The sequence below is a fragment of the uncultured Selenomonas sp. genome (genome assembly GCF_963528755.1).
Lineage (GTDB): Bacteria > Bacillota > Negativicutes > Selenomonadales > Selenomonadaceae > Selenomonas.
On sequence record NZ_CAURXA010000003.1, the window covers coordinates 235,161 to 260,240 of the forward strand.

Below are 25,080 nucleotides of genomic sequence, written 5' to 3' on the forward strand. Positions count from 1 at the left end.
TTATCCCTCCTCCAGCGGCACGACCGCCTTGTAGCGCATATCCTCGTAGCCCGCCTGCTGCGTCTCGGGGTCGTAGCCGATATAGCAGCGCGTGACGAGAGCGAAGCGCTTGGCCTCTTCTTCGGCGGGAACGGTCAGAGAGAGGCCGCGCCCCGCATCGGCGAGCGTCACATAGCCGCCCGCGCACGCCGTGCGCTCGCCCCAGAGCGGCGCGGCGCTGTCGACGGCTTCCGTGCCTTCGCCGTCCTTGTCAAAGATGTAGCGGCCGCGGAACTTGCCGCGCTTTTTCACAAGATGCAGTTCCTCCGTCTCGTTGAAGGCGCGCATTTCCCCGATGAGCGAGGCGTCGAGTGCGCCGTCGTCGGCGAGATGGATCGCGTCCGCCTGCCAACGCCCCCAGACGATGCGGTGAAATTGCCAGACGATGAGAAGCGCGTCTTCCTTCATGTGCGTTCTGAGCGCTTCTTCGAGCGCCTGCTCGGAAAGGTCGACGCAAAGTCCCGCCGTCTTTTCGGAGGAGAGGCCGACGATCTTGAGCGGAGCGCTGAAATCCGTGTTCTTCATGCTTCTTTCGCCTCCTCTTCCATGTCGCGCAGAGCTTTGGCGAAGGCTTCGAGCTTTTCTGCAGCTGCTTTTTCCACCGCGCCCGCCGCGCCGATTTCAAGGACTTCATCATCGAACGAGACGGTCGCTGCTACGCCTTCCAAGAGTCCGCGCCCGACGGAGCTTTCGCCGCCGAGGGGGATCGCGCCCTGCCAGAGGTCGCGCAGCAGGTAGAGGGCGAGTCCCGCCTCCCACGGCGCATAGTTCTCGATTTCGTAGTGCAGACGGAGCGTCGCCTCGCCCGGCTTCTCCTGCCAGACAGGTTCATCGGTGAAGAGGACGCTGTCGACCGTGCCGCCCGTGAAGCAGTCGAGGCGGTTTCGCGCGTGCGCTTGAGGCTTGACGCCCTTTCGGAAGTAGGCCTCGTCGACGAGGAAGCGGCTCTTCTGCCGCCGCGCGTCCGTGCTGCAGCCCATGAGGCTGTCGAGCGCGGCTGCGGGTTTCTTGAGAATCGTCAGGATTTCGAGGGCGCGGTGGCGAAGAGCGCCCTTGATGCTCGTGCCCGGAATGAGGAAATCCGCGCCGCTCTTCTTCTGCTGCGACTTGATCTTGCGGTCTGCCGCTTTTTCATCGACGTCGTTCTCGCGCACGATGAGCGAGCGGCGGATGGCGAAGGCGGCGTCGACGGAGAATATGCCCGCACGCTTTTTTCCCGCCGCCTTGCTGCCGTGAGTGATGCATTTGGCGTCCTTGCGGAAGAGCCAGCGGCGCACGTCGTCGAAGTCGCTGAAATCGTAGGTGGAAATGCGGACGTCCGCCGCCGAGACCTTGCCGAATCCCTTGGCGGTCAGCGCACCGAGGCGCACGCCTGCAGCGAGGCGGTCGGCGAGCGTCTGCACCGCTTCTTCCAGCCCCTTTTCCGCATGGGCGCGGCGCACTGTGACGGTCATGCGCAGCCGGCCTTTCGCGCCGCGCTCGACGGCTTCGTAGTTGTACTTGCGCCCTGCAACACTCGTGCGTGCGAAGTCCGCGATTCCCACGCCGTCGCGCACGACGATGGCGGCGTCTTCGAGGAGCACATCCTCGACGTCGATGGCGCTCTGTGCGCCGCCTGCCTTCTCGCCGCGCTCTGCCGAGCCGAAGAGGAGCGCCGCATCCTCATCTGCGAGCAGCGTGCGCAGCACGCCCGCGAGCGATGTGCCGGGAATGAAGGGGCGTTCCTTTTTATCTTTCAAAACCTGCATATCGGTTTCCTGCCGGGCCTCGCGAGCCGTCAGCCCCGTGCCGATGAGCAGCGGGGAGTCGAGCAAGAGCGTGCCTTCGAGGAGGATCTTCTTCGTGACGCACGCCATCTGACCGTTTGTTGAAACGCTTGCCTCTGCCATCAGTCAGCCGCCTCCTTTCGCTGCTGCACGGCTCTCTTTCGCGCGTGGCGGAAGAACCAGAGCCAGTAATCGTAGAAGATTTCCCCGTCGTCTTTCAGCGCGGGACGCGAAAAGCCTGCATCTTCGGCAAGCTCTTGCGGCACTTCCGCCGAAAGGTCGAGCGAAGCGTAGGGCGAAAGTTCAGGACGCTCGCCTCGGAGGATGTCGCGCAGCTCCGCCGCGCCGAGCTTCACGCCTTCGAGATGGCGAGCGAGCGGCGTGCGCTTTGCGCCGACCTCGGCGGCGAACTTCGCGCGAAAGCGTGCCGGCGCGCCTTCGAGGTCTTCGCGCGGCCCGAGCATTGTCTCAAGGCGCGCGAAAGCGTGGGTCATGCCCGCGAGCCTTCCCGTGAGGGAAGCGGCGTCCTTGTACGCCGCGAGGCGAACGCTTTGGGCGATGCGCCGGCGCAGGACGGCGCGGACGATGGCGCGCGCGCGTTCGCTCCGGACGGTGCGCCGCGCGGGCCTTTCCTGCGTCGCTTCAAAGAGCGTCGGCGCATCGACCGTCCACAGGGCGAGCCTGCCGAAGCCCTCCTCCGTGCGAGAGCCTGCGCCCTCGGCGAGGAGCGCGGCGAGAGCCGCCGCATCGCGGCTCGTCCACGGCGAAGCCTTCTTTAGCTCGAAGATGGAGCCTGCGGCAAGGCCGAACTGCGTGGGACGGCGCATGTTCCATACGCCGATGAAGTTCGACGCCGAGGCGGCAGCCGCGAAGATGCGCCCGAGGGAGAAGTCGTCGGATTCGGCGCTCTCTTTGAGCGGCGCAAGAAATTCCGCTTCGAGCGTCTCGCGTGCGTTCCTGGACAGTGCAGCATCCGAGAGGAGCGGCGCCGCGAGGCGCAGGCGCAGAGTGCTCGAAAGGAGCGATTGGGCAGGGGGTTCGAGTACTGCAGGCGCGGCGAGCGTGACGCGGCACAGCCCGTACTGCGTGGAGCGCGATTTGCCGATCTGGCTGAGGAAAGCGCCGTCCTCGCAGTCGATGCTCGTCAAGAGCTCTTGAATGTCCGCCGCTTCGCCGATGATTTCGCCGCAGAACGCCTGCCCCGGAAGCAGCGACTCGTAGCTGTAGATGCCGCCCTCCGTGCTCTTGCCTGCGAGGCGTTCGCCATCCTCGTTGCGGCTCATGTGGAGCGAGATGTTCTTCTTCGTCTCCACGCGCTCGATCGCCGCGCCGCGCACGACGCCGCAGCCCTTGAGCGGCTTGTAGCCCGGGGGCGACTTGCCCTCCGATGCCGAGAGGTCGATGAGGTCAGAGGAGAGCTTGTCCTTCTGCAGCGAAAACGGCAGACGCATGGCGCTTTCGCCGTCCTTCGACGGATAGGCGGCGGCGAACTTCAGCGCCCCCGTGAAAAGGCGGCGAAAGCCTTCGGACTCGTGGGCGCCTCTGCCGAGGTTCTGCGCCTCAATGAAGCGTGCGGCGATCATGCCGCGCACGATCGAGCCGCTGATGGCATCGCCCGATTCCGTCAGGATCGCGCCCTGGCTGCCCGCCGTGAGGACGAGCGGCGAAAGCGCCTCGATCGTCAAGGGGATTTTCCGCATCTCTTTCAATTAGCCCACATCCTTTCCGAGCGCCGCCAAGAGAAGCTCCTCGCCGCCCGAAAGCGTGCAGCGGATCTTGCCGAAGCCGCGGTTGCGCTTGAGTCCCGCCGTGCGCAGGTTGGCGCAGGCGAGCGCGAGCGCTTCGGCGTGGCGCGTCTCGCCGCCCGTCAGCGTGATCTCGCCGCAGAAGACGAGATCGTCGGCGAGCGCGGCCTGCATGTTGTGCAGCGAATTGTCGCGAGCCGTGCCGCTCTCCTTGTCGATCTCCGTCTGGAAGCGCACGGCAGTGTACTCTTCGAGGACGTCGAGCGGCGAGAGCGCCGCCTCGTAGCGTGCCATCAAATAGGCGAGATCCGCGCTCAGTTCCTCGTAGCCCTCGGGATGAAGGTCGTGCAGCGAGAGGCGCACGAGAGAGTCTTGACCTTCGACGTGGCGGAAAAGCTCCGCGACCGTCCGGCGCGTGAGAAAACCGCGTCCCGAAAGCTCCGCCATCTCCGCGACCTCGACGGCGCTCTCATAGAGAAGCCCGCGAAGCCGCTTGGCCGGGAAGAGCGGAATGCCGTACTTGTCGTGCACGATGGCGGAGTCGAGCGTCACGTCCGCCTTGCCCGAGGTCAGTGCGAGCGGCGAGAGCGCTTCGATGCGCAGGGTGTAGCGAGCCATCATGACGCCTCCTTTCCTTCGTGTGCGTTCCTCGGCGGCAAAAATTCCAGCAGCTCGATCGCCTCGACAAACGGCGTTCGCATACGGCCGCCGTGTTCCTGCCAAAGATGCGCGGCGTAGGCCTCCCAGCCCGCAGGCTGCGGCAGAGCGTAGCCATCGTGGCGGATCTGCTCGAGGTACTTTTCTGCCTCGTGCTCCCCGTGCTGCAGGACGGCGCGCAGGTCCTTGAGCTTGCCGCTCGGCAGGCTCTTCGCGAGGCCTTCGGCGAGGTCGCGCAGCCGGGCGAAAGCGTAGTGGGATTCGCCGTCGATGCGGTACGGGCCGAAATGCAGGCTGCCGAGCGCCGCGCGGTACTCTTGGCGGCGGATCTCGGCGAGTGTCGGCGCCTGCTCGCCGTGCAGACGCAGGAAGTCGAGCCAGCAGCTCGCTTCCTCACGCCGACCCTCGCGCTCGTTCGCAAGCTTTCTCATGCGCCCTTTTGCCGAGTCGCAAAGCTGCTCGGCGATCTCGTAGCCGCGGAAGAAGGGATAGGCGGTCGGCAGGATCGCGACGCCCGCGCATGTATCGACGCCCTTTTCCAGCAGCGACTTCATGATGAACGCCGTGCAGTCGAAGGCGACCTTCGCCGCGCAGACGAAGGTCATGTCGTCGCCGCCGAGGATCAGCGGGCGCACGGGCAGATAGCGGCGCTTTTCGTCATCCTTCCTCTGCGCGAGGAAGGGGAAGCTGTCCTCTTTCATGGAGAGGACAAGCTCGGCAAAGGCGCGGGTTGTCGCCGTGCAGATCTCCTGCGACTTATTCTTGTAGTCGGAAAGCGTCGCAAGATCGGCGAATTTCTTGCCCATGTTGTTGCCGTCGATATGAACGACGGCGATGTAATTTTCTGTCTCCTTCTGCCCGAGCTTGTCCAATTCGCTCGGAAACACCGCGTTTTCCATGAAGCGCGATTTCTCCTCGTCCGTGAGGACGCCCGTGAGCTTCTCCAAAAGAGCCTGCTCCGCTCTGGCCGGCCGCAATGCGCCGCCCTCAGGACGCGGCGTCGCGACGCGCAGCTTCGCCGCCTCGCTCTCTGCAATATAGCGCTTGCGGTTCGCATCGTAGGAGGTCGCCGTCTCGTCCGTGCCGTCGGCGGCGAGCGTCAGACCCGTGTAGGGAATCGTCGTCCGAGGAAATGCGGTGTTCTGCTGCTCTTTGAGCTTCAAGACGAGCGCGGTGCGGTTCGCCGTCTTGGACAGCCAGCTGCCGTCGGGTGCGAGATCGACCGTACCGATGGCGGCTCCCGTCTGCAGCCCCGGGCAGCGCACGAGAAGTTCCTTCGAGAAGCGGCGCACGATCTCCGCCGCAGCCTCGCCTGCATCGGCTCGCAGCAGAATCATCGCGTTGCCGCCGCCGATGTAGGCGACACGCGCCTTCTGCGGCATAGCCGTCCAGTCGGGCGAGGCGACCTCGCGCCAAGTCGCATCGTCAAGCTCTGCCGCGCCGCAGACCTCGCGGATGACGGGAAGCAGCACATCGTCAAAGACGCGGTCGACGAGATAGGAAGCGCCGATCTGCGTCTTGAGACGGCTGCTGGAAAAGATGTACTTCTGAATCGAGCGTGTGTCGAAAAGCAGTGCTTTCAGCTCCATCAAAAAGCCTCCTTTACGGAATTTATTCACTTTTAATATTCGTGCGATTGAGGAAAATTCCTGCCTAAATGAGAAGAAATATTTCTCCAGTGATAGAAAGCGCGAGAGAAATGAAGATTCGGATTTGACAAAGAGCCAGAGTCATGCTACATTACGGAAAATGAGAAATCGCATTTGAGCCTTTTGTTTCTGCGGCTTCCCGGACACATGTTCACATGTGATCGCATACTGCTTGCAGTATTGAAACGAGTATGCCGTAGAACATCGAGATGGCGTGTAGGTCTCGTCACATATGAACTCATACCGCTTGCGGTATTGAAACTGGTGGGTGGAGGGGGCGGACGGGGTTGGCTGCTTCGTCACATGCGACCTCATACCGCTTGCGGTATTGAAACAAGCCGAAACGACGAACCTCCTCCCAAATGGCTTTCCGTCACATGTGACCTCATACCGCTTGCGGTTTGCCATACAAAAAGAGAGCCGTTCGGCTCTCTTTTTGTATGCCTGCTTCGAAGCAGCCCCATCGCTTCCAATGGTCGCACTTTTTTTGACACGCAGAAGCGTCTCCTCTCGACTAGAATAGACTCAAAGAGGCCGCTCGCGGGAGTACGCGCCTCGTCCTGCATCCGTGCAGGGCATTTTTTATTGCAGCCGAAGCCGCCGGCATTCCTTGTTCGGGTGGCGCGGCTTATAGTATAATGTGACAAAGGTGCAGTTCTATGAGGAAACCGCAGCGTGCATACGGGACTCTGTTTTCCGCAACATCTTCAACAATGCAGACAGACTGACGGAAATACACTTGCGGACGAGATTTTTGAGAGGGAGGGATTCGATGACGAAAAATGTTCATGTAATGGTGGCCTTCGTGAGCCAGTTGACGCAGAAGCCCTCGAACGTCGAATATCGGAGCGTCGATGCAAAAGAGATATTTTCATGCATGCAGACGAACGAGGCTGCCGTTTGCCAGCTGCAGTCTCTGCTGCAGGAGGAAGGCGGCCTTGCGAAGATCATTCTGATCGAGACGGATCAAGCTCGAGAGAGAGTGCAGCGGGATACGGCGGACTGGCTGGCGCTGATGGAGAAATACCGTTCTGAGTCGATGTCCGCCGTCGAGCTTTTGAAGGCGCAGAGCGTGTGCAAATATTCGGAGCTTTCACAGGTATTCGAAGACATCGAATATTCGAAGATGGGCATCGAGGACTCGATGCGCAGCATTGCGGGCATCGCGGAGCGTGTCCGCGCCTTTGCCGAGCGCGTGCGCGAAGAAAAGCCTGAGGCAGAGGTCGTCCTTCATGCCGATATGACGGGCGGCTTTCGCTATGCGGCGCTGATGCTGCTCGTCGTCATGCAGTTGTCGAAGTACATGGGCATCCGCATGGGGCATGTCGTATATTCGGACTTCGTTCGAGGCGGAGAGAGCCGCGTTCATCTGACGGACGACATTCGAAGCATGTTCGACCTCGTCGCGGGTGCGGACGAGTTCCAGAAGTACGGCAGCGTGCAAGCGCTGGAGGAGTATTTCAGCCGCAGTTCGCGCCACAGCGAGGATTTTTCCGCACTTTTTGCCGCCATGCGGCGCTTTTCTGACGCCATACGCATCTGCCGCACGAGCGTCATTGAAGACGAGATGGCCGATCTCGCCGAGAAGATCCGCGCCTTTCGGCAGGCGAAGCCCGTTTCCATCGAGGAGGAGATGTTCTCGCACATCCTCGGCGTCATCGAGGGGGAATACGGCTCTGTCATCAAGAATGCATCGGGTGAGAAATCGGATCGCCGCCTCGACATCATCGCATGGTGTGTGCAGAAGAAATTCCTGCAGCAGGCAATGACGCTCTGCACGGAGTGGATTCCGGCGATCTTGGTGGAGAAGAAGATCTGCTATACGGAGGATGAAGAAGTCATCGAGCAATGCCAAGAGCGCGGCGATTCCGGCGCGGGAATGCGGAGCTGGCAGCAGGAGTTCATCAATTCGTATGGCCAGGTGACGGAGAGCAAAGAAGTGAAACCGCCGACGATACCTGTTCCAGAAGGAGATTTCCGCAACGCTTCCTTCAAGGAAATGACGAACCTCCTTCGCACGATACTGAGCAGCGGAGTTCGCACAAGGGTCGAGGACTTGCCGCCGGAGATGAAACAAGGCGTGCAAAGTTTTTTTGCCGCTTACGATGAAATCGCCTCCAAATGGCGGAACTATGACTTGCGGCAGATGGGATTCCGCACGCGCAATTCGGTCATTGATCGCGCCATCGCCATTTTGCGTCCATCGAAGAATAAACGCTTTGTTTACGAGGACATTCTGACGCGTCTGGCAGTCAGATCGAATGAGGATATTTTCACGGCGCTGGGCATAGACGGCAGGAAGTGTGAAGAGGCATGCGCCGGAAAAGAGCCGCCGTCTAAAAAGAGACGCACCGCGAAGAAGCAGGAATCTCCCGAAGAGAAATGGCTGCGCCGGGAAGCTTGCTATCGCAGGATGCTGTCGGGCCATGGGAAACTTTTGATGTATACGCAGAAGACGACGGAGGAAGCCGTCGCGTTTTTGCGCGGCTTCTTTTTCATCCGTCAAGGCCGCAACGATACGAACCACGCTGCTGAAAACGCACCTACGGCTCGCAGAAATCAAGGCGCGTTGGAAAATGATCGGCTGGAAGAAGAGATCGCCTCCTACATCGAAAAACTCAGGAAAGCATAGGGGGAAGCAGCATGTTCATCAACCATACAAACCACGCTTCGGCGAAGTGGCCGGCGGCACAAAAAGAGGCTGCGCACGCCTGGGGTGAGATCGAGGATCTGCCGTTTCCCGACATCGGAGCGGATTGGGACGAGGAGCGCGTCGCGAAGCTCGCTGAGGAGAGTGCCGCGAGAATCATTGAGAAGACGCCTAGCGCCGTATTGTGTCAGGGCGAGTTCACCTACGTCTATCATCTCGTGAACCTCCTGCGTGCGGCGGGCGTGACCGTCCTCGCGGCGGCAAGCCGGAGAGAAGCGGTCGAGGAGCAGGCAGAGGACGGATCGGTGCGAAAGATCAGCCGCTTCGTCTTCACGCGTTTTCGCGAGTATCGGTAAGCTGCCGGGAGAGTCTTTGTCCGTAGGGGAACATCATGGGGGAGGAAGAAATATGCGGCATCATATCATGCTTCTTATGTTGAGCGACGTAAAGACGGATCGCAGCCACCCGGAGCGGGTGTCGATGGTGAAATATGCGGGCGATATTGGCGACTGCGGCGTGACGAACGAGTCAGCGGTGCGTCATCTCCTGCTTTCAAAGGATGGTGACAGGAACATCTCGCTGGATAAGATGTTCCTTTTTGCAACGAAAAAGGTTCAAGAACCCATCGAGATTGAACAGCCTTCGCCGGATGTCGATGCAGGCGTCACGCATTTCGGCTATTTCAAGAAGCGTCTGACGGATGTTCTGCCTTGCGTTGAGGAATCGGGATTTATCGAAGTTGTTCCCTATGATGCGAGAATGCCGATTTCCGAAACGAGACGCTTCGTATTGGAAATGGCAGAGCGCATCATGGACTATGCGGAGGTGAAGAAGGCACAGGGCGATACGGTCGTGCTTCATGCCGACCTCACGGGCGGACCGCGCCATGCCGTCATGCTGATGTTTGCCGTCATGCGCCTTTTGCAGTACAACGGTATTGAGATCGGCAAGGTTCTGTACTCAAACATGGGCTTGAAAATCGTGGAAGAGGTGAACGACGTCTACGGCATCTTCGACCTTATCGCGGGCGCGGACGAGTTCGCGCAGTTCGGCAGCGTTTCCGCCATCCTGCGCTACTTCGGCTACGACAAGAAGATTCTCGCAAGGCCACCGCATATTTCCGAGCGTCTGCACCGACTTCTTCTCGCTATGCACGGCTTCGCGGAGGAGATCAAGGTCTGCCACTACGGCGCGTTCGCTCATGCCGTCGAGGAGCTTTCCAAGGCTCTGAAGGAGTTCCGCGAAGGCAGTGAAGCAGACGGCGCGGACATCAACGAGAGCATGATCGCACAGCTCCGCTTCCGTGTCGAGGAGGAATACAGGGACATTCTCGGCGACAAGATCGACGACGTGAAACTCCTGCGCTGGTGCGTGAAGCACGGCTATTTGCAGCAGGCGCTGACGCTCTTCACCGAGCGTGTGCCTGAGATCTTGAAGGAGCGCGACGTCCTGCAGCTTTCGCCCGAATTTGCCGCGGAGGTGCAGACGACGCAGAAGAAGGGTGACAAGCGCAGCACGATTTTCTATCTTCTGGCGGAGTATGCGGAAAAGAAAGGCATGGGGCAAGTTGACGCTTTCCTGGACAGTGCGAAGAAAGCATATCCGAAGATCATGCAAATGATCATAGCGGACGCTCTGGAAGGAAAGGAGACTGCGTTTTTCGGGGAAAACGGCTGGGAAACACAGCTGCACAAACGTATCGCCAAAGAGCCTGCGGTAGGCTTCTGGCGGGAGAGAGCATACGGGAGTCTTCTTCTGGAAAATGAAGCAGGCGTGCATGAGGTTTACGAGAAGTTCCTTACATGGCGCAAGAAGCCGCAAGATTTCAGCGGAAAAGATCCTGCAGATCCCGTGTGGGAGAAGCTGGTCGATGCCCTATGCGATAAGCAGATCGGTGTGCCGAAGGGAGCGAATGAGGCTGAGCGAAACTCCTTGAAGAAGGAGTGGCGGGAGAAGTTCCGTACCCAGAAATATGGCGGGCAGAAACTCAAGATGCTCACAGGCTTCATTCGTAACAATATGGGATCGGATGTCACAGAGTCTGTTTTTTCCAATGTTTCCCTTCTCCCCGGGACGAAGGGCATATTTTCCGTTCGTAATTGGGCTGAGCAGGGCAAGATCATCTGCCATCTCTCACAGGAGCTTTATGACCTTCTTGCCATCTACTACAAGCTCAAAGAGGAGCGCAATCAGAGCAACCATGCGAGCGAGGACAGTGCGCCGGACGGGGCGAGCGAACTGATGAAGCTTTTCAAAGAAGCGCTGCCGTTGCTCGAAAAGCTTTGACAGGGGGCCGTCATGCGTACAGGGACTGAAACGAAAAACCGCCGGGAAAGCACCGCCGCCAACCGCTTCATCGGCGACTACGACACCGTGCGGCCGCTCCTGCGCTACATCTCCTACGGCTGCTATCACAAGTCGTTCCTCGTCGAGCGTCTGGGGCAGAGTGCGCGCGCCTATGAGGAGAACATGGCGCGTCTGCGCTTCTTCCTGCCCGAAGGAAGCCTCCAATCCTCGCGCCAAGGGCGGCGCGAGATCTTCCGCTTCGAAGGCGATTCCTACCGCATCACCGATGATTTTCTCGCCTACACCTACCGCATCAAGGCGTTGAAGAATACGACCGCCTTCTGCCTCATCGGCTTGCTGCAGATTCTCGGCGCGGCGAAAGAGGCGCTCGATGTGACGACGATCTTCGAGTACGAGCTGATGTCGGGAAAGGCGATTCCAGCGGGCCTGGAGGATCTCAGCCGCAGGACGGTGCAGCGCTATCTGCAGGATCTCGAAGAGCAGGGCGTCGTCTGCAAGACGGAGGAAAACGGGCGTTTCCTCTATCGCCTGGCGGACGAGCCTCTGGCGCGGCTCTCGCCCGAAGAGGCGGCTTCGCTCTGCCGCGCCGCTTCGTTCTATCGCGCCATGACGCAGTTTTCCCTGCCTGGCTGCTTCCTTGAGGACGCTTTGCAGCGCGGCGGGCAGGAAAAAGAGACAAAACCGCTTGCTCAGTTCAAGCATAGGGCGACGGCGCACCTTCTCGACGACGAGGTGGTCTTTCAATGTCTGACATGCTTGGAGGAGCGGCGCGAGATGACGTTCGTTTACGGCAGGGAAAGACGCAAGCTGCGCGTCGTGCCGCTTCGGCTCGTCAGCGATATGTATGCGGGACGCCGCTATGTGCTCGCGGCTCGTCTGCCCGCGAAAGGCGGCAGGCGCGCGCAGGGCAGTCAGATGTTTCGTCTCGACCTCATGCAGAAGGTGCGCACGGGCAGGGTGTGGGCGGGCGCTCTGCCGAAGATCGCCGTGAAGGAGCCTGAACTTTGCATCGACTTCTTCCCGAAGGGGGAGACGGCGGGCGCAGCGGTGAAGGGACGCATCCTCGCGCGATTTTCCGAAGCGGTGCTCGAAGAGGCGGACGGGCGGCTCAGCGTGCGGCTCAAGATCGCGGATGCACGAAGTCTCCTGCCGTGGCTGCGCACCTTCTGGCCGCTCGCGCACGTCTCGCTGCCGCAGTCGCCGCACCTTGCGGAGAGACTCAAAGAGGATTTGGAGGAGGCGCTGGAAAATTATGGCGAATACCCCACTCTTTCATGAGCTTCATTCGGCGCTCTTTCATTCGCTCGTCGGTGTCATCAATGAGATTCACGCGGGGGCGAAGCTGACACGCAAGGATGTCTTGCGCCGCCTGCAGCCGCTCGATCCCGTGGACACTTCGCGACATGAGGAACTCATCGAGACGATGTTCTCCTTCTCGCCGAACGGCGAAGCGGAGCTTTTTCTGGAAAAGCCTGTGCGTCTGCCGCCGACAAAGGCCGAACTTCGCTGGCTCAAGACCATGCTCGAAGACGAAAGTGCCGCCTTCCTCTTGGCGAACGAACTGCGCGGGAAACTGCTCTCACGCCTTGCTGAGATTCGCGCCTATCCGCAGGAGGTCTGGCGCGTCCTGCGCGGCAGGGGCGATGACGTGCGCCTCGCGGAAGAGCCTCTCGGCGAATTTTGGCGCGCGCTTGCAGGGGGGCGCATGATCTTCTGCCGCAACGTCGATGCACGGGGCATGTGCCATGAGAGCAAAGCCGCGCCGTGCCGCCTCGAATACGACGCCGAGGAGAACCGCTGCCGCGCCATCGTCTGGCTCGTGGACGAGGGACGAGCCGTCAAGATGAACTTCTCGCGCATCGAGGAGATTCGCGCCTTGGAAGAGCCTGTGCCGCGCGATGTGGAAGAGAAGTTCTGCGCCTTCCTCGCGGCGAGGCGGCGCTCCGTGACCTTGCGCCTCGCGCCGAAGAACAACGCCGTCGAGCGCGCATTCTGCCTCTTCGCGCCCTACGACAAGGAAGCGGCTTTCGACGAGGAGAGCGGCGTCTACACGCTCACGGTTTTCTACTACGACTTCGATAAGCAGGAAATGATCGAGCAGATTCTCTCGCTCGGCTCCGCCGCTGTCGTCCTCGCGCCTAAAAAGATGCGCCAAGAGATCATCGCCGTCCTGCGCGATGAATGCTCGCACTTTTTTTGACACATACGATCGCCTGCTTTCGACTATAATTGACTTGTGAGCTCGCCTACGGGAATATGAGCCTCACGAATTGAACAAAGCGAATTTCCCGTAATGGATGTCGAAGATTCCTATGTATGAACGCCATGTGCGGAATGAGAGAGTACGGTATGTTGTATGGGAGGTGTTGCAGTATGATGAGCGAAGTTCATTTTCCCGAAGTGTTTTGCCCCATGCCGATGATGGGTCAGTGATTCATGTGAAAGGAGGTGTTCCCTATGCCAATCGCATTCGCCGCAGGACTCGGCTCGTACATCGTCTACCGCATCGCCAGGAGCAGCTGACCCGTTTGCAAGGTTTGAGGAGGTGATAAATATGTGCGTAAGGCCACCGTTTCCGCATCGGTATCCCCCGTTCGTCGTGTTTTAGCTTTTAGAGGTTCTGTTCCATATCTGCCACTGAAAGGAGGTGCTGTCATGTTTGGTCGACCTCTGCCGGAAAGCCCCACGCTTCTTGATTAGTTTCTCCATTTCTGATATACGATGTTGATTCATAAAGGAGGTGATCCGTATGTTCCCTATTCCGGTCGTTGTGCAAGCCTTTATCGCCGGTGCTGCTGCTGGCAGGCAGATTTGTGATCTCTTCGATGACTGACGCTTCTCTTCGTCCTGCATCCGTGCAGGGCTTTTTTTTGCAGCCGAAGCCGTTGGCATTTCTTGTCGCGATGGTGCGGCTATATGTGCTCGTCCGATTATCTTCCCATTGCGATTTTGCTTCTTAGATATGTTTGACAAATGTGAAAAACCATGCTAGAGTATAAAAAATGGAAAACCTCCTAGAGGCGAAAAAACGGGGCGGGTTTTCCAATTTTCCTCGAATCGCCGCAAGCCTTGCTATATAAGGCTTGGCTGGGCCATCACATACTCGATAGGTATGTGATGACAGCCGAAAAAGTGCGAGCACATGTTCGGATTCGAGGAGGTTTTCCAAAACCATGATTTGAGCCTTCTGTTTCTGCGGCCTCCCAGACACAGAGTCACATGTGACCTCATACCGCTTGCGGTATTGAAACAGACAATGGGGATGTACGTCGAGGCCTTTACATGTTAGTCACATGTGACCTCATACCGCTTGCGGTATTGAAACGACTTTGGTTTTATTATTTGGATTATTTGTTTCTGGTCACATGTGACCTCATACCGCTTGCGGTATTGAAACCTTTACTTTCATTACTTATTCCTCCTCGTAAATGATACGTCACATGTGACCTCATACCGCTTGCGGTATTGAAACGAAGTAGGAGAAAAGCCCCGCGAAGAACCTGCCAATCGGGTCACATGTGACCTCATACCGCTTGCGGTTTGCCATACACAAAAAAGAGAGCCGAACGGCTCTCTTTTTTGGCTGCCTTGAAGCGTTGTTTCCCCTTTCCTCTCCATGCGAAAGGGCGGTGGCGAAACTTTGTCCGACGTTCCATATTCGCACTTTTTTTGACACGCATGATGACCCGATCTTTCGTATAATTAGCTCAAGAGGTCGCCCTCGGGAAACACGGCCTCACAACTCAAGTGAAACGAAGTTCTATAATCCCCGCCGGAGATTCTTATGTATGTCCGCCATGTGCGAAATGAGATGGTCTGATATGTTATCTGGGAGGTGTGTATGATGAGCGAAGTTCGATTCCCCGAAGTCTTTTGTCCGATGCTGATGATATGACCGCGATTCATGTGAAAGGAGGTGTTCCCTATGCCGCTCGCATTTGCAGCAGGGCTCGGCTCGTACATTATTTACCGTATCGCCCGCAGCAGCTGACCTATGACACAAACCCGCAAAGGAGGTGACAAATATGTGCATGAGGCCGCCGTTCCCGCATCGTTACCCCTCGTGCGTCGTTTTCTAGCCTTGGAAGTTCTGTTCCATATTCCCTGAAAGGAGGTGTTCCCTATGTTCCCTGTTCCGGTCGTCGTGCAAGCCTTCATCGCCGGCGTCGCTGCCGGCAGGCAGATCTGTGACCTTTTCGATGACTGATGCCCTTCCCCGTCCTGCACCGTGCAGGGCGGCTTTTTTTGTTGCAGATGAAGCTGGCTGTATTTCTTGCTGTGAAATAATATACGATACGTAAGGGAAAGAGCGGACGGCAAAGGCGCATCATCTGCTGTAAGTCCGTCTGCCCCTATCCATCCATCGCCATCCTTTCGCATCCTCCCCAAGCAAAACAGCCCTGCGGCACAAGCCGCAGGGCTGTTTTCTCCCCGTCCGTCAAAAGAACGTCGCCGCCACGAAGTTCGTGAGGTTCGCCAAAGGCTCGGGATAGACGCCGAGGGCGAGCGTCAGGGCGACGCTCACGAGGACGCAGGCGCGAAGTGCGCCGGAAACCTTTACGGGTTCTTTCGGGCCTTCGCCGAGGTACATCGCCTTGACGACGAGCAAGTAGTAGTAGACAGAGATCATCGACATGATGAAGCCGACGAAGGCGAGCCACAGGCCGCCCTGATCGACGACCGCCGTGAAGAGGTAGAGCTTCCCGGCAAATCCCGCCGTCGGCGGGATGCCCGCCATCGAGAGCAGCGAGATCGTCATGACGGCGGCGAGGACGGGCGCAGTTCTCGCGAGTCCCGCGACGTTCGCCATGTCGGGCTTGCCGCGCTGCGCCTCGACGGCGGTCAGCACGGCGAAAGCGCCGATGTTCGCAAAGGCGTAGAGCGCGAGGTAGAAGAGCAGCGCCTTCATGCCCGCCGCATCCGCCGCGACGACGCCGACGAGCATGTAGCCGACCTGCGCGATGGAAGAATATGCGAGCATGCGCTTCACGTCGTCCTGCACGATCGCCATGACATTGCCACCGACCATCGAGACGGCGGCGAGAATGGCCAGCAGCGAGAGCCACATGCCGCCCAACGGCGGGAATACCGCCAAGACAAGGCGCAGGAGAACGGCGAAAGCCGCCGCCTTCGACCCCATGGCGAGGAGCGCGGCGACAGGCGCGGGCGCTCCCTCGTAGACGTCGGGCGCCCACATGTGGAACGGTATCATCGACAGCTTGAAGAAGATGCCGGCAAAGACGAGCGCCATGCCGACGATGCCGAGCGGCGTGAAGAGCTGCGGGCTGCTCACGACCGCCGCAAAGCGCAGGCTGCCCGCCGCGCCGTAGATGAAGCTGACGCCGAAGAAGAGGATCGCCGACGCCGCCGCGCCCAAGACGAGGTACTTGATCGCCGCCTCGCTCGAAAGCGCATCGCGCTGGCGGAGTCCGACGAACACATAGAAGGAGATCGTCATAAGCTCCAGCCCGATGTAGAACGTGAGGAAGTCGTTTGCCGAAGCCATGACGCACATGCCGAGCACGGCGAAGACGAGGATCGCGTAGAACTCCGCACGAGAGCGCAGAAGCCTTTCGACATAGTCGCTCGAAAATAGCACGACGAGCGCCGCGCTCAAGAGGAAGAGCTGCTTGAAGAAGACGGCGTAATTGTCCACGACGTAAAGCCCCGCGTAGAAGGACGCCGCCTCGCCGCCCCGATAAAAGGAAAAGCCGTAGGCGAAGAGCGCGAGAAGCGCGACGACCGAAATCGCCGCGAGACTCGTGCGCGATTCCTTCTTCGGCAGCAGCACGCCCATCGCCAAGAGGAGCAGGGCGAGCGCAAGAAGACCAAGCTCCATGCCGATTGCTGAAAAATCCATGCTCAGTCCCCCCCTAAAAAGAAGCCGATCCGGCTCAACTGGTCAAGCATTGGCTGCAAAGGCCCCGTCCCCGTCGAAATCAGCCCCAGTAGGAGATGCGGAAACACGCCGAAGCCCACGAGAGCGACGCCCAGGAGCACGAGCGGCACAAGCTCCGCGCCGCGCATGTCGCGGTACGCGTCGAACTTCTTGTCCGCCGGACCGAAGAGCACCTTGGCGAGAAGCCGCAGCACATAGAGCGCCGTGAAGATGATGCCGGCGATGGCGAGCACCGCGAGAATCGGGAACTCGGCGAATACGCCGACGAAGATCGTGAACTCCGGCACAAAGCCGATGAGTCCCGGCAGTCCCAAGGACGCCATGCCCGCGAGCATGAAGCCCGTCGCAAGGCGCGGCATCTGGTAGGCAAGCCCCTTGAGATCGTCAACCGTGCGAAGATGCGTCTTTTCGTAGATGAAGCCGATCATCGCGAAGAAGAGTGCGCTCATCACGCCGTGCGCCACCATGTTGGCAACCGCGCCCGAGACGCTGACGACATTCAGTGCCGCGAAGCCCAAGAGCACATAGCCCATGTGCGACACCGACGAATAGCCGACGACGTACTTCAAATCCTTCTGCACGAGCGCGATGTAAGCGGCATAGAGCACGTTGCACATCGCGAGGAACGCGATCAAGGGCGCCCAGAACTTCGCGCCCAAAGGCAGCACGAGAAGCCCGATGCGGATGAGGCCGTAGCCGCCGATCTTCTTCAGAACGCCCGCATGAATCATCGACACCGCCGTCGGCGCGCCCGCGTAGCCGTCGGGCGACCAACTGTGGAACGGGAACATAGAAAGCAGCGAGCCGAAGCCGATGAGGAGCAGTAAGAACGCGCCGATCTGGAAGCCCGGGCTGAAGTGTCCTCCTTGCGCCGCGAGCGCGAGCATCTGCATGTCGAACGTGCGGCTTCCTGCGGGGAACGCCGTGAGGTAGAGCCAGACGACACCGACGAGCAGGAATGCCGAGCCGAGCAGCAGGTAGATCGTGAGCTTCATGCCCGCGTATTCCTTCGTCACGCGCTTCGTCGAGCCGAAGAGAATGACGAGAATGTAGATCGGGATGACGACGACCTCGTAGCACAAGAGGAAGATGAAGAGATCGTTGGCGACGAAGGTGCCCGTGACGCCTGCGATCAAGATGAGCAGCAGGATGAAGAACTCCTTCGAGCGCTCCTCGACATGCCACGAGGAAAAGACCGCCGACACGCCGATCAGCTCCGTCAAGAGGAGCAGCGGCAAGGAGATGCCGTCGACGCCGAGCGCGTAGGAAACGCCGAGATCGGTAATCCACGGCACGCGCTCCGTATACTGCATGCCGCCCGCCGCGAGGTCATAGCCGAAGTACGCCCAAACGGAAAGCGCGAACGAAAAGGCCATGGCGGCAGCTGCCACGATGCGGATGGCGGAGCGCGACTCGCGGTTCAAGAAGCAAAGGAAAAGCGCCGCCGCCAAAGGCGTGAGCAGGATGACCGACAAAACGGGAAAGTCCATCAGAAGCCACCTCCCACGAAAGCTGTGCCGCCCGCACAGTAAACACCCAGAAGCGCGAGCAGGACAGCGCCGACGATGACGACCGTCGCATAGAACTGCGTCTGCCCCGTCTCAAAGAAGGAGAGAACGCCGCTCAAGAGGCGTACAAAAAGCGCGAGAAGGTTCACGATGCCGTCGACGATGTAGATGTCGATCCAGTAGAAGACCCTGCCGCAGCCGTCGACGAAGACCTTGCGAAGCCCCGCATAAATCTCGTCGATGTAGTATTTGTGATAGCTGAGTGTGTAGAAAATGCCGAGCCGTTCTGCGATTGCATCGGCAGAAACGGCCTTCTTCACATAGACGAGGTAGGCGATGGCGAGCGCGAGGAGCGTCAAAGCGGTCGATACGCCGGCGACCGTCGGATCGATCGCGCCCTCGTGCGCGTGCCCGAAGTAGACCCAAGAGCCGAAGCCCCACGCATGACCCAAAAAGCCGCTGACGACGGCGAGCGCCGCGAGGATGAGGAGCGGCAAGCGCATCCACCAGCCCGCTTCGTGCGCGTGGTACGCCGTGCCCGTGCGGCAGTCGCCGAGGAAGGCGACGAAGAGCAGCCGCGCCATGTAGAGCGCCGTCATGAAAGCTGTAACGGTCGCGAGGACGTAAAGCGGCGTCGAGACTTCCGCCGCCGCAAAGAGGATCTCGTCCTTCGAGAAGAATCCCGCGAAAGGCGGCAGACCCGCGATCGCGAGAACGCCGATCGTCATCACGGCGAACGTCCACGGCATCTTCTTCCAAAGCCCGCCCATGCGGAAGATGTCCGCCTCGTCGGCGAGCGCGTGCATGACGGCGCCCGCCGAGAGGAACAGAAGCGCCTTGAAGAAGGCGTGCGTCATGAGATGGAACATCGAGGCCGTCAGCGAGCCGACGCCGAGCGCGAGCATCATGTAGCCGAGCTGGCTGACCGTCGAATAGGCGAGGATGCGCTTGATCTCGCGCTGTGTCAAGGCGATGCTCGCGGCGAAGATCGCCGTGAAACCGCCGACCCATGCGATCAAATCCATGAGGAAGGGCGAAGCCGCGAAGATGAAGTAGGCGCGCGCGACGAGGTAGACGCCCGCGACGACCATCGTCGCCGCATGAATGAGCGCGGAGACGGGCGTCGGGCCTTCCATCGCGTCGGGCAGCCAGACGTGCAGCGGGAATTGGCCCGATTTTCCAATCGGTCCGATGAAGAGGAGGAAGCCCGCGACGGTCAAGAATACCGTGCCGAGCGTCAAGACCTCAAGCGGCACGAGCATGCGCAGGTTCAGAAAGTCGAGCGTGCCGAAGTGAATCTGCAAGAGCAGGATGCCGAGGAGCAGGCCGAAGTCGCCGACGCGCGTCGTGATGAACGCCTTCTTCGCGGCCTCCCGCGCCGATACGCGCTGATAGTAAAAACCGATCAGAAGGTACGAACAGAGTCCGACGCCCTCCCAGAAGACGTAGAGCTGCAGGAAGTTCGACGCGAGCACGAGCCCGAGCATCGACGCGACAAAGAGCGAGATGAACGAGAAGAAGCGCCCCATACCGGGATCGTCCTTCATGTAGCCAACGGAATAGATGGCGACGCAAAGCGATACCGTCGTGACGACGAAGAGCATCATCGCCGTGATGGGATCGACGAGGACGCCCATCTCCAGGACGAGGCTGCCTACCGTCATCCAAGCGGTCTTCGCGACGTACGGCGCTTCTACCGTGATCGGCGTCCGTAAAACCTCGGCGATGACGCCGCCCGAGAGCGCGAAGCTCGCGGCGATTGCGGCAACGACGAGCGCCGTCGCAAGGCGTGGCAGGGCGCGCAGAAAGCCCGCGAGGACGAAGGCGATTCCCGGCAGGAGCGGTATGAGCCACGCATGGTGCAGGGCGAAAGAGGAAAACATCATGCCACCCCCTAGCCTTTCATGCGCTGCAGCGCATCAAGTGAAATCGTATGACTGTCATGGTAGATGCGGAACGCGAGCGCAAGCCCCACGGCGATCTCCGCTGCGCCGACCATCAGAGAGAAGACGGCCAAGAGCTGACCTTCGAGCGCATCGACCGGCAGAAAGCGGTTAAACGCGACGAGATTGAGATTCGCCGCATTCAGCATCAGCTCGATGCTCATGAGCACGACGATGAGATTTCTCTTTTGGATGAGGCCGAAGAGACCGATGGAAAAGAGGATCGCCGCCAACATGAGATAATGCAGAAGTCCTACGCTCATTGTCCTTCCTCCTTTGCCAAAACAATCGCGCCGACGAGAGCCGCCAGAAGGAGCGTCGCCGCCAGCTCGAACGTCATCACATACTCGCCGAGCATGAGGTCGGCAAGCTTTTCAATCGAGTTGCCGACAGGCGCTTCCATGACCTCCGCGAACGGCGTCACATAGACCGCCGAGAATACGACGGCGAAGAAGAGAGCGGCAGCGACGGGCGCGGCGAACCATCGCGCGTTGTCGGGACTCGTCTCCTCGCCCGGCGCATGGCGCGTGAGCATGACGCCCAAGACGATGAGCACGGCGACGCCGCCCGCGTAGATCATGAGCTGCGCCGCACCGAGAAAGTCCGCGCCGAGCTGGAAGTAGAGGCACGCGACGCCGATGAACGTGACGGTCAGGAGGAGCGCCGCATGGACGAGCTTCTTCGCGAGCACCACGCCGAGTGCGCCCGCGAGCGTGACGGCCGCCAAGAGATAAAAGACGCCTGCATTCAGGAAATCACTCATGCGGCTCGCCCCCCTCCTTCTTTTTCTCCCTTTCTTCCGCCACCGCATCGTACTTCAAATCCTCCTTGAAGTACGTCGCAATCGTAAAATTCTTGTCCCAAGTAATCGCCTGCGTCGGGCAGACCTCGACGCATATACCGCAATAGATGCAGCGTCCGATGTCGTGCCAGTACTCCGCCATGTGGCGCTTCTTCGCCTCGTCCGTCACGATATGAAGGTCGAGCGCCTTGTTCGGACAGCTCGTCGCACATAGACGGCACGAGATGCACTTTTCCGTCTCCATCGCCAGATGTCCGCCGCGAAAGCGCTCGGTCATCGGAATCTTTTCCTCGGGATAGGAAACGGTCTCCTTCTTGCCCCAGAAGTGACCCCAAGTCACGTCGAGGCCCTTGATCAATCCTTTGCCCCACAAAGTTCCTCATTCCTTTCGCCGAAACGCTTCCTAAAACATCTGCCAAAGCATCATGCCGACGCCCGTCAAGAGGACGTTGAGCATCGCCGCAGGCAGGAGGAGCTTCCAGCCGAAAGCGATCTGATGGTCGATGCGAAAGCGCGGGAACGTCCAGCCGACCCATTGGAAGATGACGACCATGAGAACCGCCTTGAGGAAGAACCAGAAGATGCCCGGCAGAAAAGCCGGCCCCTGCCAGCCGCCCAAGAAGAGCGTCGTCACGAGAATCGCGATGGAAAGGAGGTTCGCGAACTCCGCGAGAAAGAAGAGAGCCCAACGCATGCCGCTGTACTCTGTGAAGGGGCCGGCGATGATCTCCGACTCACCCTCAAGGATGTTGAACGGCGGACGATTGCTCTCGGCGATCATGCAGATGAAGACGATGAGGAACGCGAGCGGCTGTTTGAAGATGTACCAGCAGTCCGCCTGCGCCTCGACGATGCGGCTCATATCCAAGGAGCCCGTGAGCATGACGACGCCCATGAGAGCGAAGCCGAGCGGCAGTTCATACGTCAGAAGCTGCGCGACGGCACGCATCGAGCCGATGAGTCCATACTTGCTGTTCGACGCGAAGCCGCCCATGAAGAACGGCAGAACCGCCTGCGCCGAGATGGCGAGCAGGAGGAACAGCCCGATGTTCACATCGGCGAAGACGACACCCGCATCGAACGGATAAAAGGCGTAAATCAAGGCCGCCGGCACGAAGACGAGGATCGGCGACAGACTCCAGACGATGCGGTCAGCGCCGTCCGGCATGATGTCCTCCTTGCTGAGGAGCTTCATGGCGTCCGCCACGGGCTGCAAAAGTCCTCCCGGCCCCACGCGGTTCGGCCCAAAGCGCACCTGGATGAAGGCGCAGACCTTGCGCTCGCCGAAGGTGAATACGAGAGCCGCTGTCATGACGATTGCAAGAAGGACGGCGATGCCGAGAAGCGTCATGACGACCTCAGCGAGGAAAGCGTCGCCGAGCGCCCCCGTCAGGAAGAGCCGCAGTTCGTTGATATAGGAATAGACGATGCCCGTTTCCATCATTGCACCCCCTAGCAGTCGACCTCGCCCATCAGCGGGTCGAGCGTCGAATAGACGACAACGGAGTCGGCGATCAGCGTGCCGCGGCACAGGGAATCGAGCGCCTGCAGGTTCACGAAGGACGGCCGGCGGATGTGTACGCGGTAGGGCTTCGCCGTGCCGTCGCTCACGATGTAGAAGCCCAGCTCGCCGCGCGTGTTCTCGACGCGGTGGTAAACCGATCCTTTCGGCGGGCGAAGCTGCGGCGACACTTTCTTCTTGAAATCCCCTGCAGGCATATCCTTCAAGGCTTGGCGGATGATCTTCGCGCTCTCGCCCATCTCCTTGAGACGCACCTCATAGCGATCCCAATCGTCGCCGATCGTGCCGACGGGCACCTCGAAGTCGAGATGGTCATAGACACAGTACGGTTCGACGCGTCGGATGTCGTAGGCGACGCCCGTCGCACGCAGGTTCGCACCCGACAGCGACAAGGACTTCGCCTCCTCCGCCGTCATCGGCGAGACGCCCTTCATGCGCGCATAGAAGATCTCGTTGCCCGTGATGAGATTGTCGTATTCTTCGAGCATTACGGGCACATAGTCGAGAAATTCCAACGTCTTCTTGATGAATTCGTCCGTCGCATCATAGGAGACGCCGCCCAAGCGGATGTAGCTCGTCGACATGCGTGCACCGCAGAGGAGATCGAAGAGGTCGAGCACCTTCTCGCGGTCGCGGAAGGCGTAGATGAAGGCCGTCGCCGCGCCGAGATCATTGAGAAGCGTGCCGATGAAGACGAGATGACTCGCGATGCGGTTCAATTCCGCCGCGATGACGCGCAGATACTCGGCGCGAAGCGGCACGCGGATGCCCGCGAGCTTCTCCACCGCCGTACACCATGCGAGGTTGTTGTTCATCGCCGAAACGTAGTCGAGCTTGTCCGTATAGGGCAGGCTCTGCGCATACGTGCGCGACTCCATGAGCTTTTCGATGCCGCGATGGATGTAGCCGACAATCGGCTTCGCGCGCTCGATGCGCTCGCCCGAAAGCTCGAGTTCGACTTGCAGCACGCCGTGCGTGCTCGGATGCTGCGGCCCCATGTTCAGGATGTAGGTGCTTTTTCCAGCCATACGAGCTTTCCTCCCTCCAATTTCGGCACAGGCGCGACGAAATCCTTGCGCAGAGGATGCGCGGGATAGTTGTCTGGCATGAGAATCCTTCGAAGATCGGGATGACCCAAGAACTCCACGCCCATGAGGTCGTAGACCTCGCGCTCCTCGAACTCCGCCCCCGGGTACAGCGATGTCGCCGACTCGATGACGGGCGCGGCAGCGTCGAGCGCAGCCTTGACCTCAAGTTTTACATTCTCTTCCATATTGTAGAGATGATAGACCATCTCGATATGATCTTTCCAGTCGACCGCCGTGAGATTGCCGAGGCGGTCGAAGCCCTCCTTCTCCTTGAGGGCGCGCAATACGGCGGGAAAATCTGTCGCCATGACGATGAGCGCGGGCTCTTGCGCTTCTGCGTCGAACGTCGCTTTGGGGAAGATCTCGACGAGCTTTGCCAGCCGCTCCTTGGAAAAATACCGCGTCCTCATCGCGCTTCACCTCCCGCCCGCTTCGCAAGATCAGGATGCTGAATCTTGTCGCGCAGCTTCATCATCGCGTCGATCAGAGCCTCGGGACGCGGCGGGCAGCCCGGCAGATAGATGTCTACAGGAAGCACCTCGTCGAGGCACTTGACCGTCGAGTAGGTGTCCGTGAAAGGCCCGCCGTTAAGGTTGCAGTTGCCCATCGCGATGACGTACTTCGGCTCGGGCATCTCCTCGTAGAGACGGATGAGAGCCGGTGCCATCTTCCACGACAGCGTGCCCGCGACGATCAGGAGATCGGCCTGGCGCGGACAGGCGCGGAAGACCTCGTAGCCGAAGCGCGCGAGGTCGAAGCGCGCCGCCGCCGTCGCCATCATCTCGATGCCGCAGCACGCAAGCCCCGAGGCCAGCGGCCAGATCGAGCGCGAGCGCGCCCACTTGAAAATCGCATCGACCGAGGTCACGATCACATTCTCCCGGAGCGCGGCAGGAACGACGTCCACTACTTCCATGCGAGATCCCCCTTCCTCCATGCATACCAAAGGCCAAGTGCCAAGATTCCAAGGAAGACAAACATTTCCAAAAATGCGAAAAGTCCGAGCCGATTGAACGACACCGCCCACGGATAGAGAAACACCGCCTCGACGTCGAAGAGGAGGAACGCGAGCGCGTAGCGGAAGTAGCCGACGTGGTACTGCACATCGCTCGACCCAACCGTATCGACGCCGCACTCATACGGCTTCTGCTTCTCCGGCGTCGGCTGGCGCGGCTGCAAGATGCGCGCGGGCGCGAGAACTAGGAAGGGAAAAATAAGCACCACGACGAAAAAGAGTCCGAGTCCGCCAAATTCTCCCATAGAAACTCCCCCTTTTTATTGATAAATATTGGTTATGTCATAATGGCTCGTGATAACTATTAGTATAGGATTTATGAGGAATATTGTCAAGAGAAGCATTACGGCGATTCTTCCTTCGCCGTCTCTTTATCCTCTCCCTCCTGGCTGGCATAGCCAATTACATAAGAAAACGGCTCGATGAGAGGAACGACAGCAACGAGCCTGGGCGCTAGCCCCTGTCTTATGAGAAAAGAAAAGCCCCCGAC

The 25,080-nt window shown here is 59.6% G+C and carries 21 protein-coding genes and 1 CRISPR repeat array; of the genes, 5 read left to right on the forward strand and 16 right to left on the reverse strand.

Translation table 11 applies throughout. The annotated features are described in order from the left end of the window. From csx19 to RWS31_RS05020, 5 genes are read right to left on the reverse strand one after another with little or no spacing between them, the layout of a single operon-like run. Positions 1 to 564: a CRISPR-associated protein Csx19 gene (gene csx19, locus RWS31_RS05000; protein ID WP_314596498.1), complete on the reverse strand. Its 564-nt coding sequence runs from the start codon at positions 562 to 564 to the stop codon at positions 1 to 3. After that, positions 561 to 1,928, reverse strand: coding sequence for an RAMP superfamily CRISPR-associated protein (locus tag RWS31_RS05005; RefSeq protein ID WP_314596499.1), 1,368 nt, complete (start codon positions 1,926 to 1,928; stop codon positions 561 to 563). The genes csx19 and RWS31_RS05005 overlap by 4 nt, the downstream gene beginning before the upstream one ends. Beyond that, entirely contained in the window at positions 1,928 to 3,505 is a 1,578-nt protein-coding gene (locus RWS31_RS05010) for a hypothetical protein (RefSeq protein WP_314596594.1), read from the reverse strand. The genes RWS31_RS05005 and RWS31_RS05010 overlap by 1 nt, the downstream gene beginning before the upstream one ends. A gap of 9 nt (positions 3,506 to 3,514) precedes the next feature. Continuing rightward, on the reverse strand, positions 3,515 to 4,168 hold the full coding sequence (locus RWS31_RS05015; RefSeq protein WP_314596500.1) for an RAMP superfamily CRISPR-associated protein: 654 nt from the start codon (positions 4,166 to 4,168) through the stop codon (positions 3,515 to 3,517). After that, the gene (locus RWS31_RS05020) at positions 4,168 to 5,796 is read right to left on the reverse strand and encodes a Cas10/Cmr2 second palm domain-containing protein (RefSeq protein WP_314596501.1); all 1,629 of its coding nucleotides are present in this window, start codon (positions 5,794 to 5,796) and stop codon (positions 4,168 to 4,170) included. The genes RWS31_RS05015 and RWS31_RS05020 overlap by 1 nt, the downstream gene beginning before the upstream one ends. Positions 5,797 to 6,628: 832 nt before the next feature. Here RWS31_RS05020 and RWS31_RS05025 point away from each other — a divergent pair. The 5 genes from RWS31_RS05025 to RWS31_RS05045 are packed head-to-tail and all read left to right on the forward strand — an operon-like array spanning position 6,629 to position 13,013. Beyond that, the gene (locus tag RWS31_RS05025; RefSeq protein ID WP_314596502.1) at positions 6,629 to 8,488 is read left to right on the forward strand and encodes a TM1812 family CRISPR-associated protein; all 1,860 of its coding nucleotides are present in this window, start codon (positions 6,629 to 6,631) and stop codon (positions 8,486 to 8,488) included. Positions 8,489 to 8,499: 11 nt separating this feature from the next. Then, a complete protein-coding gene (locus RWS31_RS05030; protein ID WP_314596503.1) occupies positions 8,500 to 8,862 on the forward strand; it encodes a CRISPR-associated protein in 363 nt (120 codons plus the stop codon). 52 nt (positions 8,863 to 8,914) lie between these two features. Continuing rightward, positions 8,915 to 10,792 (forward strand): TM1812 family CRISPR-associated protein, encoded by a 1,878-nt coding sequence (locus RWS31_RS05035; RefSeq protein WP_314596504.1) that lies wholly within the window; start codon positions 8,915 to 8,917, stop codon positions 10,790 to 10,792. A 12-nt stretch (positions 10,793 to 10,804) separates the two neighbouring features. After that, complete coding sequence (locus RWS31_RS05040; protein WP_314596505.1) at positions 10,805 to 12,091, forward strand: WYL domain-containing protein; 1,287 nt, start codon at positions 10,805 to 10,807, stop codon at positions 12,089 to 12,091. Next, positions 12,066 to 13,013 (forward strand): WYL domain-containing protein, encoded by a 948-nt coding sequence (locus RWS31_RS05045; RefSeq protein ID WP_314596506.1) that lies wholly within the window; start codon positions 12,066 to 12,068, stop codon positions 13,011 to 13,013. The genes RWS31_RS05040 and RWS31_RS05045 overlap by 26 nt, the downstream gene beginning before the upstream one ends. 1,014 nt (positions 13,014 to 14,027) lie before the next feature. Next, positions 14,028 to 14,361: direct repeats of the CRISPR family, unit length 37 nt; unit sequence GTCACATGTGACCTCATACCGCTTGCGGTATTGAAAC. 890 nt (positions 14,362 to 15,251) lie between these two features. Here the strand turns inward: RWS31_RS05045 and RWS31_RS05050 are convergent. Genes RWS31_RS05050 through RWS31_RS05100 form a run of 11 tightly spaced genes read right to left on the reverse strand, consistent with a single transcriptional unit; the run spans position 15,252 to position 24,835 of the window. Then, the gene (locus RWS31_RS05050) at positions 15,252 to 16,673 is read right to left on the reverse strand and encodes an NADH-quinone oxidoreductase subunit N (protein WP_314596507.1); all 1,422 of its coding nucleotides are present in this window, start codon (positions 16,671 to 16,673) and stop codon (positions 15,252 to 15,254) included. 2 nt (positions 16,674 to 16,675) lie between these two features. Next, positions 16,676 to 18,202 (reverse strand): NADH-quinone oxidoreductase subunit M, encoded by a 1,527-nt coding sequence (locus RWS31_RS05055; protein ID WP_314596508.1) that lies wholly within the window; start codon positions 18,200 to 18,202, stop codon positions 16,676 to 16,678. Beyond that, positions 18,202 to 20,103: an NADH-quinone oxidoreductase subunit L gene (gene nuoL / locus RWS31_RS05060; protein WP_314596595.1), complete on the reverse strand. Its 1,902-nt coding sequence runs from the start codon at positions 20,101 to 20,103 to the stop codon at positions 18,202 to 18,204. The genes RWS31_RS05055 and nuoL overlap by 1 nt, the downstream gene beginning before the upstream one ends. Before the next feature lie 11 nt (positions 20,104 to 20,114). Beyond that, the gene (gene nuoK / locus RWS31_RS05065) at positions 20,115 to 20,426 is read right to left on the reverse strand and encodes an NADH-quinone oxidoreductase subunit NuoK (protein WP_314596509.1); all 312 of its coding nucleotides are present in this window, start codon (positions 20,424 to 20,426) and stop codon (positions 20,115 to 20,117) included. Further along, positions 20,423 to 20,926 (reverse strand): NADH-quinone oxidoreductase subunit J, encoded by a 504-nt coding sequence (locus tag RWS31_RS05070; protein ID WP_314596510.1) that lies wholly within the window; start codon positions 20,924 to 20,926, stop codon positions 20,423 to 20,425. Before RWS31_RS05070 ends, nuoK begins: the two co-directional genes overlap by 4 nt. Beyond that, a complete protein-coding gene (locus tag RWS31_RS05075; protein WP_314596511.1) occupies positions 20,919 to 21,338 on the reverse strand; it encodes a 4Fe-4S dicluster domain-containing protein in 420 nt (139 codons plus the stop codon). Before RWS31_RS05075 ends, RWS31_RS05070 begins: the two co-directional genes overlap by 8 nt. A gap of 30 nt (positions 21,339 to 21,368) precedes the next feature. Further along, complete coding sequence (gene nuoH, locus RWS31_RS05080; RefSeq protein WP_009645390.1) at positions 21,369 to 22,406, reverse strand: NADH-quinone oxidoreductase subunit NuoH; 1,038 nt, start codon at positions 22,404 to 22,406, stop codon at positions 21,369 to 21,371. Positions 22,407 to 22,417: 11 nt separating this feature from the next. Next, positions 22,418 to 23,515 (reverse strand): NADH-quinone oxidoreductase subunit D, encoded by a 1,098-nt coding sequence (locus tag RWS31_RS05085; protein WP_314596512.1) that lies wholly within the window; start codon positions 23,513 to 23,515, stop codon positions 22,418 to 22,420. Next, complete coding sequence (locus RWS31_RS05090) at positions 23,488 to 23,985, reverse strand: NADH-quinone oxidoreductase subunit C (RefSeq protein WP_314596513.1); 498 nt, start codon at positions 23,983 to 23,985, stop codon at positions 23,488 to 23,490. Before RWS31_RS05090 ends, RWS31_RS05085 begins: the two co-directional genes overlap by 28 nt. Continuing rightward, positions 23,982 to 24,491, reverse strand: a complete 510-nt coding sequence (locus tag RWS31_RS05095; RefSeq protein ID WP_265070707.1) for an NADH-quinone oxidoreductase subunit B — start codon at positions 24,489 to 24,491, stop codon at positions 23,982 to 23,984. Before RWS31_RS05095 ends, RWS31_RS05090 begins: the two co-directional genes overlap by 4 nt. Continuing rightward, positions 24,482 to 24,835: an NADH-quinone oxidoreductase subunit A gene (locus RWS31_RS05100; protein WP_009645273.1), complete on the reverse strand. Its 354-nt coding sequence runs from the start codon at positions 24,833 to 24,835 to the stop codon at positions 24,482 to 24,484. The genes RWS31_RS05095 and RWS31_RS05100 overlap by 10 nt, the downstream gene beginning before the upstream one ends. Between the last annotated feature and the right edge of the window lie 245 nt (positions 24,836 to 25,080).